Origin of the sequence: Thermogemmatispora aurantia, from assembly GCF_008974285.1 — a bacterium.
GTDB classification, from domain to species: Bacteria; Chloroflexota; Ktedonobacteria; order Ktedonobacterales; family Ktedonobacteraceae; genus Thermogemmatispora; species Thermogemmatispora aurantia.
Map to the genome: position 1 here is coordinate 63,757 of NZ_BKZV01000003.1, position 12,560 is coordinate 76,316.

A 12,560-nucleotide genomic window follows, 5' to 3' on the forward strand; every position below is an offset into this window, starting at 1 on the left:
TTATAGCAATGGGGCCTGGAAGAGAAAAGAGACAGCGCTATCTTGATAGCTCCAGCCGACCTGAGTGATAGGACCGTTTGTCAGCAGACGGGGAGCCGTGAGTGGCTGACCCTGGGCATTCAGCGTCAGCAGGTAGAGGCCGTTGCCTTCGTGAAGCAGGCTATTTCCCTGCCACCACAGCCGTCCACGCGTCAGGAAGACAAAGCTCCGGCTATCACTCCCCCAGAGGCTATTGGGCATAGGCTCTAACAATGCGCCCACTGCTGGTAGCTGGCTGCTGGCTGGGCTGAGCGGCCCCAATGGGGTCCGATCACTCAGGAGTAGCTGCTCTCTCCCTGTCTGGACATCGACCAGCCACAGTGTATGGCGCCCATCGAGCAGCAAGAAGCGCCCGTCAGGCGACCAGAAGGGGACGCTATCGATCTCTGCGCGGATGCTCAGGCGAATGCTCCCGTCCAGGTTGACGATAAGATAGTGGCCATCGGCTGTCAGAGCCAGCACCTGCTGCCCGCTGCTCGACCAGGCAAACTGTTGGCAACTGCAGGTGAGCAGCGGGCGCGTCTCGCCCGTTGGCCGCTGCAGGAGCAGAGCAATCTGCTTCGCCGAGCCGTTTGGGGCCGTTGAGACCGCGTAGAGAAAAGACGGCTGTGTCTGGTGCGGCTGCCAGAGAACCCGCTCCAGGGTGGCTGGCAGCGGGTGACCGGTCGGAAGTCCAGGTGTGAGCCAGCGCTGCTCGGGGCCACTGGCGTTGAAGGTGAAAAGACCGTCTTGATCAACCCCCAGAATGTCCTCATCCCCGTTGCTGAGCGAGGGGATGGCCAGGCTGGCCGGCAACGTGCGTGTAGCAATGCCGCCTGGCTGGTCGTTTTGGGCAAGCTCCCAACGCAGCTGAGAAGTGCTTCCTCCGAGAGTGAGACGATAGAGAAGACGGCTGCCCGTGGGGTCCCACCAGGCATCGCTGATGCGCACAGCGGCGCTGGAGAAGAAGATTGGGATAGGCGAGCCGCCGTCAACGCCAACGGTATTCAGCCCGGCAGGCGCGTCGGTCACCAGCCCGGTCAGGGGATCTGGCTTGAGACGGCGCCCCGCCGTGCTCTGCGCGTAATCGCTATCCAGCGTGCGGAACACCAGCAGATGGTGATCGGGCGACCAGCCTATTCCCACCACCGGGGGGGTATTGTCAGCTACTTCATAGGCGCCGCTGCCATCGGGGTAGATGGTCCACAGCTGACCATCGCGCACAAAAGCTATTTTGGCTGTGCCGCTGTAGCCCGGGCTGCAGGCGCTTGGTCCCAGCGCGAGCACGATCCAGCTCAGCAGGACCAGAGTCATGATATGCCGCCTGCTGCAATTCATGCTCCAAAGTATAGCGCTCCCTCCTTTGCTCGTCAACCTTGCCTGCGGACCGACACAGGAGGCGTCTGGCTTTTCCTCCTCCTCCCGCTCATGAAAGACGAACCTTGTATCCCTTTTTGACCCCTGCGCCGTGTTAAGGATGGTGAGTGTGATTTGTGCCAGCAATCGAGGAGAAAAGTAAAGAAGCCTCACTGGCACAAATGATCATTCAATCATAGTCAGTCTTCTTTTGGTCTACTCGAAGGAGGGACGCCTATCATGACAGCAGCTTCACTTGTGCTCGCTGCCACGTTGAATCCTGGTGGCATCATTGCCTGGCTCATCATTGGCCTGATCGCAGGAGCGCTGGCCGGCTTTCTGGTCAAGGGTGGCGGCTTTGGCATCGTTGGAGATATCATCGTTGGTCTCATCGGGGCCTTCCTTGGTGGTCTTATCATGGATCTGCTGGTACCGGGAGCCAGCTTCGGTTTCTGGGGTAGCCTGGTCGTGGCTCTGATCGGAGCCTGTATCCTGATCTTTCTCCTGCGCCTCTTCTCGCGCGGGCGCGGCAGCACCGTCTAAGCGGGTGGTTCAAGCTGAACCTGGATGCAGGCAGACAGGCAGACTTCGCATACCTGCACGCCAACGAGCGAGTCTGTCTGTCTATCCGCCTGGTCTAATGGCAGGCAGGCTCACGAACGTGGGGGCACCTTCCTCTAGCTTGCCATCAAGTCGGGGGGAGCCTCGCTCGTGAGCCTGCTCCCTCGTTGATATGATGACTATTGGAGCGTGAGCGATCCCTGCCTGCCCTCTCAGGCCCCAGCCAGCGGGTGAGCCGCGAAGAACTGCCAGATCACCGCTGTTGCGCTGAGGGTATGGGTCGTCTTCCCAAGATAGGGTACAGGGATCAGCGAGCCGGGCCAGGTATGGCCACCGCCAGCCACCCGGTAGTGGACCACCAGGCCAGGTGCCGTGCAGCGGGACCATTCTTCACCAGTGATATCGCCTCGGGCCAGAAAGACGTCTGGGCCTTTTTGACAACCATCGCGCTTGGCCCAATCCTCCAGCCATTGTGGAATAGGAGGCAGGCCCACGCTCGCTTTTCCCTCGTAAGGAACGATGAAATCGCCTGTCCCATGAATCTCCAGAATGGGAACACTACGCTGAGGGTGACAGCCCCCAGGAATAGGGTAGAAAGCACCCGAAACCGGCGCAAAGGCTGCAATCTGCGTCGAGAGACGACAGGCCAGCAGGGCCGTCAGCCCTCCCCCATTCGAGAGACCTGTGGCGAAGATTCGCCGCAGATCGATGCACCAGTGCGTTTCCAACGTCTGCAGCAGATCACTTGTGAAGCGCACGTCATCGACGTGCGTGGGATGAGGGCCATAGGCGTTCCAACCAGTCTTGCCGTCGGGGGCCAGAACGCCATCGGGATAGACCACAAAGAAATCTTCGCGGTCTGCCAGCGCAGAAAAACCCGTATAGGTCTCCTGCTGCTTGCCACTGCTGCCATGACCATGAAAGTTGAGCACGAGAGGCAGGGGCAGATCCGGCTGGTAGCCCGAGGGAATATGCAGACGGTAGCTGCGGGTTACCCCACCTGACAGCAGCGTCTCCACCAGCGTGGTACCGCGGGCGACGGCAGGTTGTCCACAGCCTTGACTCTTCTGACTCGTCACTGCCGGTGTCGGGGACATCTGGCCGCTATCTCCACTCTGGAGGCTGGTGCTCCCCCCAGGGCTGCCTGAAGCAGTGCCCCCACGGCAGCCACTCAGCAACACCACCAGGAGGAAGACCACCCATGCCACACGATCGCCACTCCAACGTGCCTGTCGCATAAGCGTTGCTCCTTCAGAGGTAATGATGAATGATCGGAGAAGGCTGTTCTCTGGCGATCCTTCCTTTGGAGAAGACGCTCCAGGCGGCCCCATCTGGTGGATGGGCCTTAAGCCTGTTGACTCCTGGGCGTTCTCTCGCTCTCGGTTAGGTGGGCTGGTGCCAGTCTCTTCCGCTCGCTCCTTCCTCCTTCCCCTTGCCTGTTAGCAGGAAAGCAAGCAAAGAATTATAATAAAGGGAAGCGTCAAGCAGGGAGAGATCTCTCCCTGCTCCCTCTGGAGGAACGGGAGCTGTACCCCGGCACTGGTCAGCCGGCCCCCGGGGGACCGTACCTGTGCCAGGCGCAGATCAAGGGGCATCGTGACCATGAGAGAGCAACGTCATCCAGGTGATCACTTTCCACCTTTGCTGGAGCGACCACAGCGGAGCTGGCAACGCCTGCTGGTAGATACCCTGCTGGCATTTTTTGCTGCTGCTCTGGTCACCGCTGTGATCTATACCTTTGCGCTCTACCCGCGCATTCCCAACATTTCGCTGCTCTATCTCCTCGTGGTGCTGGCGCTGGCCAGCACACGCGGTCTCTATGCGGCGGTGCTGACTTCCGTCCTGGCCTTCCTTTTTTTTGACTACTTTCTGGTTCAGCCGCTCTACAGCCTGACCGTCAACCGTTTCGAGGAATGGCTCGCCCTCTTCGTCTTTCTCACTGCGGCAATCATCACTGGACAGATGACCAACGCGCTGCGCAGGCAGGCGGATGAGGCTCGGCGGCGCGAGCGGGAGACTCGCATTCTCTATGATCTGGTGCGAGCTGCCAACCACGAGGAGGACTTCCAGCACCAGCTGGCCATCGTGACGCAGGCCGTGGTCCAGGTCTTTGCCCCCTGGGGGGTCTGCGACTGCGTACTACTGCTGCCCGATGAGCAGAGCAGGTTGGAAGTGCTTGCAAGTGCGCGGACGCCCCGGGAGCGCTTTCGGCTCTCGTCGGACGAGCAGGCCACTGCTGCCTGGGTCATGGCTAATGGCCAGGCCGCCGAGCTACATGATGTCCCTCTGGAAGGGCATGGCCCCTATGGGCGGGGCCTGCGTGCGACCCTGCAGAGTTCCCTGCGTGGCTGGGGCCGGCGCCGCTACGCCCGGTTGCTACCGCTCAAGACGGGCGAGCGCGTTCTGGGCGTGCTTCTGCTCCTCATGGAAGAAACTGAGTGGCCACACCTGGGCAAAGCCCGCGCCCGGCAGCCGCGCCTCAATGGAACCTCGGCGGTCCTGGAGGGACCGTTCTTCTCGGCTTTTCTTGACCAGGCTGCGGCCATCATCGAGCGCGCTCGTCTCAGGCGGGAGGGCCTGCAGCTAGAGCTGCTGCGCCAGACTGATGCGCTGCGCACCGCGCTGCTCTCTTCCGTCTCGCATGACCTGCGCACTCCTCTGGCCTCCATCAAAGCGGCAGCCAGCAGCCTTCTGCAGGAAGACATTGTTTGGGACGAGGAGAGTCGGCGCAGCTTTGCCCTTACCATCGAGCGTGAGGCCGATCGCCTCAACCGCCTCGTCGAGAATCTGCTCGACATGTCGCGCATCGAGGGCGGCGCCCTCAAGCCTGAGAAGGAATGGTATCCTCTGGATGAATTGATCCACGATGTCCTGCTGCAACTGCAGCCGCTGCTGCAGCAGCGGCAGGTGCACGTTGACCTGGAGGAGGACCTGCCGCCCGTGCCGGTCGACTATCTGCAGCTCAGTCAGGTGCTCACAAACCTGATCGAAAACGCTGTGCGCCATACTCCTGCCACCAGTCCAATCGAGATCGCCGCCAGATGGTGCAATGGACATGTGCAGGTCAGTGTTGCCGATCGCGGGCCAGGCATACCTCCCGCTGATCTGGAGCGCATCTTCGATAAGTTCTATCGCGTGAGGCGTGCAGGAAGTCCAGGTAGCGGGAGCGGGCGCGCCGGGGGCACCGGGCTTGGGCTGGCTGTCTGTAAGGGCCTGATCGAGGCCCATGGGGGACATATCTGGGCCGAGAACCGTCGAGGGGGGGGCGCCGTCTTCCACTTTACCTTACCGCTCAGCGATCACGAGAGCCAAACTGCGGGAGAGCAAGCTGAAGCACCTGCCGCTGCGCCGGGAGCGACCACACCAACAACCTTGCCTATCCAAACGCCTGCCTCGAGCGAAGAGGCCGCGGAATCGAGCAATCTGGCTCAGGTTGGTAAGAGAGAGCAGAGGGAGGAGGAGCAACCGCTCTCATGAATACAGCAGGAGGGGCACGTATCCTGGTTGTCGACGATGAGATCGAGATCGTCCGGGCACTTCAGCGCAGTCTCAGCGCCTATGGCTATGAGGTCTATGCCGCCAGCAGCGGAGAAGAGGCCCTCGAAGCGCTTGGCCACTTTCGTCCAGATGTCATGCTGCTGGATCTGGGACTGCCAGGGATCAGCGGGCTGGAGGTCTGTAAGCGCGTGCGGGCTCACTCGAATCTGCCGATCATCGTCCTCTCGGTCAAAGATAGTGAGCGCGATAAGGTGCTGGCGCTCGATCTGGGAGCTGATGATTACGTCGCCAAGCCTTTTGGCATGAACGAAGTGCTGGCCCGCATCAGAGTTGCGCTGCGGCACGCGGCACCGCTACAGGGGGGGACAGCTGCCGTCTTCAAGGCTGGCCCGCTCCGCATTGACTTTGCGCGTCGCCTGGTGCAGCTCAACGGTAAAGAGGTCAAGCTCACCCCGACAGAATACGAGCTACTCAAGGTCCTGGTGCAGAACCGAGGCAAGATCATGACACGGCAGATGCTCCTGACCCGCGTCTGGGGTAGCGGCTACGGAGGCGAGGCTCACTACTTGCACGTCTACATTGGACAGCTGCGGCGCAAGATCGAACCGGACCCGGCTCATCCTCGCTTTATTCTCACCATCTCCGGCGTTGGCTATCGTTTCTCGGCTGAGGAGGAGACAGCAGGCGAAGAAGCCGACGAGGGATGACGGAGGGCAGGCGAAGGGGAGGGTAGCCCTCCAGGGAGGAAGGAGCCAGGTGCTCCTTGGGCGCCACCTGATCCGGAGCAGATGGCCACCGGCTGCGGGCTTATCACTACAGAGCAGAGGCATTTCAGGAGTGAGAGGCGGCCCCCATGAGCGGCTGAGCAGCCTCCACTAACCTTTGTATGCAGAGTCCAAGAGGCTCGTCCGCTGCAACCGCTGCAACATAGTACAGGGAGTCGCCCTGCAACCTGAGTGCTCTGTCTGCCAGCAGGCCCCCCAACGCCTGGCCCCCACGGGTAAGCCACCTGTCCGGCATCAGGGCAGACGCAAGAGAGACCAGACCTTGGCTGGGCTGGTGGAGCAACCATACGAACAGCCCTTCCTGGAGACTGACCCGGTGAGGGCAGGCCCAGGTGGTGGCTGGCTCCTGCCTCAGGCGAGGGAAGTTCAGGATAGTTCCCCAACCCCTTTTCTTGTCCCTTTTCTTGTCTCCTGGGCCATTCTGCTGTGATCCTCTGCCCCAGCCACTGTTGCTATCGGCTGACCACCGCACCGGTACGGCGTCATTGTGGCTCGCCAGGTGCCTGGCATGAGCGGCAGCGGACTGATACCGTAAGCGGGCCAGAAGGAAGCCAGGGCAAGGTCACCGTCGTCCCTGCCGCAGGCGTAGACCTGGACACCAGACTCACCCGTGCCTGCGGACGGAGCCAGGAGAGGCACAAGCGGACGGGCTGGGGGCTATTTCTGATCAGTTCAGTCAGAACTGGCCCGGCCCACAGCTCCGTCCCGCCGGTCTCCTGGCCAGGAAGACAGGAAGGAGCCGGGAGGCTCCTTGAGGTTCTTAGATGCTCACCCAGATCAGTGGCCAGAAATTCTGGACACTTCCCTGCACATAGAAGCCATCTTGAGCCTTTTCGAGCTGGAACGAATAGTACCCGGCGCCACCTGTGACCGTTACTGTCCCGCCGGCCTCGGGTAGCCAGACCGTCCCAATGGGCACATCATTCAGGTAGAGGGTCAGCAGCATGGCGTAGCCGGGGCGGTAGTTGTAGGAGGTAAAGATCCACTGGTGCGTCCCAGCATCCAGGTAATACTCGTCACTGCGCGTGACCGCCGAAAAACTATAGCCGAAGCTATAGTGCTGATCGGGGCTATTATAATAGAAGCGTGAGCGAAGGATAGGCAGCTGAGCCCTTGTCGCCATAGCTGGCTTATGGGCCAGGGCTGCCGCCTGGGCATGAGCCGGCAACAAAAGCCAGCAAGAGACAACCATCATCAGGGCAACACTCAAGGCAAGAACCCAGCGTTTCATCAACTGCACTCCTTTCCAGCATTCCCAGCTAGCTTGCGGTATCTGCCAGAGCTTGTAGCCCCTGCTGAACAGAGAACTACTAGTATAATTATACCTCGTTTTGCAAGATCAAAAAGTGAAAAACATCAATCTGATAATTTATATCTCCAAGCCAGATATTACACAAGTACCTTTTAGAAAGCAAAGGCCAGTGGGCGCTCGTGGAGGGAGGAGTCAGGAGCTTAGCGACTGGTACCGCTAAGCTCCTGGGAGGCCTCATGTGTAGGGCTGCCACGCTGGGACTCCACGCCGGAGGTATGCTGCGCGGTGGGGGGAGCAGGCTCCTGCTCGCGCGAGGGAGAAACTCGGGCCCCGCTGAGCACCAGCACCTCGCAAGGAGCATGCTTGAGGACATACTCGACGGCGGGATCGATCTGCTGCAGACTACCGCGCACGCGCACGGGGCAGTTTGCCACAATAATCAGATCAGCAGCGCTTTGCGTCGCCTCGTAAACGATGGCCGGGCCGGCCTGCCGGGCCTTCAGTACCCGCACCGTTAGCGTTGAAGGCGTCTGGCTCTGGCGCGCCACCGAGCGTGCACGCTCTATCAGGGCCTGGACACGTTTCTCCTCCTCGCCCAGCGTTGCGTCCAGGGGCAGCATGAAGGGCACCTCAATCACGGCCAGCGCCCAGACGCTCCCATTGCGGTGGCGGGCCATTTGGAGTGCCAGGGCCAGTGCGCGGTCGGTCTCCTCGCTACAGTGCAGCAGCGGCACCAGAATCCGAGTCATTTTATTGAGTGAGCGGACGGCCCGGCTGGTAGTGCGGCTCAGCTCGGTCTCTGGAGGCAGATGGAGCATCCAACCGAGGACCCCGATAATCGCAGCGGCAAACAGCAGTGCGATCACCACACCGATAGGAGTAATCAAGAGTGGATTGGTGGGGGTGGCCACCAGCATCGCCAGCATTACTGCTCTCCTCCCCTGCGTTGGCGGGCGTGGGCCAGGCGCCAGGGAGGGAGCAGCTGAAGACGCACCATTCCCAGCGCCACAAAGGCCAGGCCCAGCAGCAGCAGCGTCCAGGCCTGCCAGCCCAGCCAGAGTGCCCGCAGGCTAATGATCATTCCCAAGGGAATAATGAGGACGCTGACCATCTGGCGGTAGCGTCCCCGCCAGTCGCGGCTGCCCTCTACTTTCTGCTCTGGCCTCTCACGGGCCTGCTCCCTCTCTTGGTTTCGAGGTACCCTCATCCTTCCCTCCTTTGCTCCTCTTCACGGGCAGTTGTCGTTGTACGTCGACCATTGCCTCGGCTCTCCTGGGGTGGTACCGGTACAGACACCACACGAGCAGTGGGAGGGGCCAGAGGCGCGCGCGCCTCTTCGCCGGTGAGAAGGCGTTTGCGTGCCAGGTTCTCGCGCAGCTCCTCGACCAGGTCGTACTCCTCGGCGTCCGCATAAACAGCCAGTTGCTCCTCGGGCCAGTTGCGGGGCACGCTGCCAAAGACTGGCAGACCCGAGCGCTTGCGGTGCCAGACATAGATGAGCAAACCCAGCAGCAACCAGCCTGGTCCCGCCAGCCGTCCGATAGCGTGCGTCAGTACCACCATCACCAGCATACTGCTGATCCCCAGCAGGCCCAGGATACCTACCACTGGCAGGAAGCGGCTCTCTCCATCTTTCCCGCGGAAGCGGATATTCAGCGGCACCTTAAACGGTCGCGGTGTCCAGGGGTCGACGAAGCGCAGCACCAGCAGCGAGATGAAGACCAGAATATAAGCTGTCGCTGCGCCAAAGGCGTACATGTTGCCCAGGACATCGTAGGCATTGGGCGAGAGGCCAGCCAGCCACAGCTCCAGCAGGGCAAAGCCCGAGAAGACTACCAGCGTGCGCACAGGGGTGCGAAATTTGGGATGCACTCGTGCCAGTTGCCGCGGCAGCAGATCGTAGCGCGCCATTGAATAGGTGATGCGCGAAGAGCCGAACACGCCCGCGTTCGACGAGATCAGCACCAATGTCGCCCCCAGCAGTGCCACATAGGGACCGGCGACCAGGCCGAGAAAAGGAATATGGCTGGCAAGCCAGGCGATCGGATCGCCGTTATGCTCGGCGAAGGACTGCCAGGGCAGCATTGCCAGTCCCAGATTCGAGAAGGCCAGGGCATAGATGAGCACCGTCAGAATCAGGGCCAGCGAGGTTCGCGGTACCACCTTGCCAGGGCGGATCGTCTCCTGGCTGGCCTGACTGATCGATTCCAGGCCGACGAAGGAGATGATCGCCAGCGAGGCCCCATACGCCAGGTGATAAGGGTCGGGCCAGGACTGAGTCATCTGCCGCAGCAAGAGCTGCGGGTCAAACGCGAACAGGAAGCCGAAGAAGAGAATCGTCGACTCGCTGATCACATCCAGGGCGCCTAGCACCTCGTTGAAGCGCGAGGATTCGCGCACCCCAATAATATTAAGGACGGTCAACAGGACCACGAAGATGGTTGCTTCTAGAATGAGCCACGGCTGAACGCCGGGCAATGTCAGACCTCCCAGGTGCAGGTCGATGCGCGTATTCAGGACCGGCAAGAAGAAATTGATGTAGCCAGCAGAGGCCAGAGCGAAGAGCGAGATGTCGATAGTAAAATCCAGCAGGACGGCCCAGCCAGCCACAAAGCCCCAGAAATCACCCAGGCCGCGTAACACATAGAACTGGCCACCGCCAGCCATTGGATAAGCAGCCGCCAGCTCGGTGTAGGCCAGGCCAACCATCACATAGACCAGGCCGGCGAAAAGAAAGGCCACATTGGTCGCGCCCTGGGCTGCGGCCATCACAATGCCCAGTGCTACATAGACGTCGGCCCCCACATCGGCGTAGCCCCAGGTATAGGAACCCCAGACCCCTACTGCCCGTCTGAGTCCTGGCCCCACGCTCTCCTGGGCTGCTGTGGTAGTGTGCCCATCGGCCTCAGTGGAGGCGAGTGGCGCTCGCGCTGACTGATTGCCGAGCATGAGACTTCCCTCCTTCTCTGCAGGACGGGGCCGTGGGAGCTGATCCTTCTTCCATTCGGCTCTTGGGCCGGTCTCGTCCTTCCGGCAGGAAGAAAGTGGAAGGGCTGAGTCCCGGCTCCTATGGCCCCACCCTGTGAGAGTTACCCCCATTATAGAAGCGACCTCCTCAAGGAAGGCTCAAGAAAAAGGAGGGCCTGCTCAAAAGCTGCTCAAGATGGCCCCTGCTCCCCGGACGGTCTGCATACTGCCGTTGCCCTTGCGCTTTCTTTCTCTAGAAGATAGAATAGGATAGGTTCCACACGTTTTCCTGGTGAGTGGGCGTTGGGAGACCCGCAGGCCCGTGGCCGGCCAGCAGGGCGGGGCGCGGGACGCTGCAGGATCTCTGCCCCGTTGCCAGCCAGTCTGTCTGCCTAAATCACTCGATCAAGCAAGGGCATTGGCGGCGGGCGGCAACGCAGCGGCTGCCTTCGACCGGCTGCTCGCAGCGGTTATGCTCCTGTGCTGGATCAGCGCATTGGTCCGTGGCGTGCTATCCATGAGCGCGACCCTGGGCTAGGTCGAGAGAGCGGAGCGCTGGGGCGCGAGGAGCGCCGGAGGCACAGAGCGCACACGTAACCACCCCCGAGAAAGGTAGCTTAGAGCGGAATGACCATCACAACACAACCGCGCACAATCGGAGAATTGCGTGAAAGTGGCTACAGAGTCCTCTCCGTCAAAGAAGAGATGCGTAAAAATCTCATCGAGAAGGTGCGTAAAGGAGAGGAACTGTTTCCCGGGATCATTGGCTACGAGGACACAGTGATCCCTCAGATTGAGAACGCGATCCTTTCCGGCCAGGACATCATCTTCCTCGGCGAGCGTGGTCAGGCCAAGACGCGCATGGCGCGCAGCCTGGTCAACCTGCTTGATGAGGAGATACCGGTCATTGCTGGCTGTGAAATCAACGATAATCCCTACGCGCCGATTTGCAAAGCGTGCCGCGATAAGGTAGCTGAGCAGGGAGACAAGGTAGAAATCGCCTGGCTCCCGCGGGATCGCCGCTACAGTGAGAAGTTGGCCACACCAGACATTACCATCTCCGACCTCATCGGTGAGGTCGATCCCGTGCGCGTTGCCGAAGGGCGCTATCTCTCGGACGAGCTGACCATCCACTATGGCCTGATCCCTCGGACCAATCGCGGTATCTTCTGTATCAACGAGCTGCCCGATCTGGCTGAGCGCATCCAGGTCGGCCTGCTCAATATCATGGAAGAGCGCGATGTCCAGATCCGCGGGTATAAGATTCGGCTGCCGCTCGATGTCTATGTAGTGGCTAGCGCCAATCCCGAAGACTATACCAATCGCGGGCGGATCATCACGCCGCTCAAGGACCGCATTGGGTCCGAGATCCGCACTCACTATCCGCTCGATATCGAGCATGAGATCCAGATCATGGAGGCGGAGAGTAACCGCTTCCCCACCGATGGGCTAGAGGTCGTAGTGCCACGCTTCATGAAGGAGATCGTTGCGATGGTGACCCATCTGGCCCGGCGCAGCAACGACATTAGCCAGCGCTCCGGTGTCAGCGTCCGTGTCTCGATCACCAACTATGAGAACGTGGTGAGCAATGCCTGTCGCCGTGCCCTCCGGCTGGGTGAGCGCGTAGCGGCTCCGCGCGTGAGCGATCTCTCGGCGATCATTGCTTCTACCAGCGGCAAGATTGAGCTGGATACAGTGGGCGAGGTCAAGGAGGAGCGTGTTGTGGGCCGCCTGATTAATGGGGCAGTGGCGGAGGTCTTTGGCCAGTACTTTGAGCCGCGCGAATTCGAGCAGCTCCTGGCTGGCTTTGAACGCGGCCTGAGTGTGCAGGTCGGCGATGACCTGCCGGCGATGGAGTACGTCAATCAGCTCTCGCGCGTCGGCGGGCTGAGCAAGGCCATCGATAGGTTGCAGGCTCGCGGGCATCCCGCGACCATTGCTTCGGCGGTCGAGTTCATCCTTGAGGGCCTCCACCTGAATCGCCGCCTCAACAAAGACGAGATGAGTGGCAAGATCCGTTATCGACGCTAAGAGGCTCACTGCGGCTTCCCCTGCCCTGTTATGGACCGCCGCTGAGCTGGACTGGGTGCGCCAACGGGCGGATAGCAGCACGCGGGCGGCGG

10 protein-coding genes are annotated in these 12,560 nt (G+C 60.9%); 4 read left to right on the plus strand and 6 right to left on the minus strand.

The window, feature by feature from the left end; genetic code table 11:
- Complete coding sequence (locus KTAU_RS10035; RefSeq protein ID WP_151728265.1) at nt 1–1,332, minus strand: beta-propeller domain-containing protein; 1,332 nt, start codon at nt 1,330–1,332, stop codon at nt 1–3.
- A 282-nt stretch (nt 1,333–1,614) separates the two neighbouring features.
- Between KTAU_RS10035 and KTAU_RS10040 the strand changes: the two genes are divergently transcribed.
- Nucleotides 1,615–1,917, plus strand: a complete 303-nt coding sequence (locus tag KTAU_RS10040; protein WP_151728266.1) for a GlsB/YeaQ/YmgE family stress response membrane protein — start codon at nt 1,615–1,617, stop codon at nt 1,915–1,917.
- Nucleotides 1,918–2,147: 230 nt separating this feature from the next.
- Here KTAU_RS10040 and KTAU_RS10045 read toward each other — a convergent pair whose 3' ends face one another.
- Nucleotides 2,148–3,173, minus strand: a complete 1,026-nt coding sequence (locus KTAU_RS10045; RefSeq protein WP_170293198.1) for an extracellular catalytic domain type 1 short-chain-length polyhydroxyalkanoate depolymerase — start codon at nt 3,171–3,173, stop codon at nt 2,148–2,150.
- A 364-nt stretch (nt 3,174–3,537) separates the two neighbouring features.
- Here KTAU_RS10045 and KTAU_RS10050 point away from each other — a divergent pair, with 364 nt between their 5' ends.
- Entirely contained in the window at nt 3,538–5,412 is a 1,875-nt protein-coding gene (locus KTAU_RS10050; protein WP_151728268.1) for an ATP-binding protein, read from the plus strand.
- Nucleotides 5,409–6,140 (plus strand): response regulator transcription factor, encoded by a 732-nt coding sequence (locus KTAU_RS10055; protein ID WP_151728269.1) that lies wholly within the window; start codon nt 5,409–5,411, stop codon nt 6,138–6,140. Before KTAU_RS10050 ends, KTAU_RS10055 begins: the two co-directional genes overlap by 4 nt.
- A gap of 838 nt (nt 6,141–6,978) precedes the next feature.
- On the opposite strand, the gene KTAU_RS10060 is transcribed toward KTAU_RS10055, so the two are convergent.
- The 4 genes from KTAU_RS10060 to KTAU_RS10075 all read right to left on the minus strand — a co-directional run bounded on the left by KTAU_RS10060 (nt 6,979) and on the right by KTAU_RS10075 (nt 10,419).
- A complete protein-coding gene (locus tag KTAU_RS10060) occupies nt 6,979–7,449 on the minus strand; it encodes a hypothetical protein (RefSeq protein ID WP_151728270.1) in 471 nt (156 codons plus the stop codon).
- Nucleotides 7,450–7,670: 221 nt separating this feature from the next.
- The gene (locus KTAU_RS10065; protein ID WP_151728271.1) at nt 7,671–8,396 is read right to left on the minus strand and encodes a universal stress protein; all 726 of its coding nucleotides are present in this window, start codon (nt 8,394–8,396) and stop codon (nt 7,671–7,673) included.
- The gene (locus tag KTAU_RS10070) at nt 8,396–8,677 is read right to left on the minus strand and encodes a hypothetical protein (RefSeq protein ID WP_151728272.1); all 282 of its coding nucleotides are present in this window, start codon (nt 8,675–8,677) and stop codon (nt 8,396–8,398) included. Before KTAU_RS10070 ends, KTAU_RS10065 begins: the two co-directional genes overlap by 1 nt.
- The gene (locus KTAU_RS10075) at nt 8,674–10,419 is read right to left on the minus strand and encodes an APC family permease (protein WP_151728273.1); all 1,746 of its coding nucleotides are present in this window, start codon (nt 10,417–10,419) and stop codon (nt 8,674–8,676) included. The genes KTAU_RS10070 and KTAU_RS10075 overlap by 4 nt, the downstream gene beginning before the upstream one ends.
- A 645-nt stretch (nt 10,420–11,064) precedes the next feature.
- Between KTAU_RS10075 and KTAU_RS10080 the strand changes: the two genes are divergently transcribed.
- Nucleotides 11,065–12,468 (plus strand): sigma 54-interacting transcriptional regulator, encoded by a 1,404-nt coding sequence (locus KTAU_RS10080; protein ID WP_151728274.1) that lies wholly within the window; start codon nt 11,065–11,067, stop codon nt 12,466–12,468.
- The last annotated feature ends 92 nt before the right edge of the window (nt 12,469–12,560 follow it).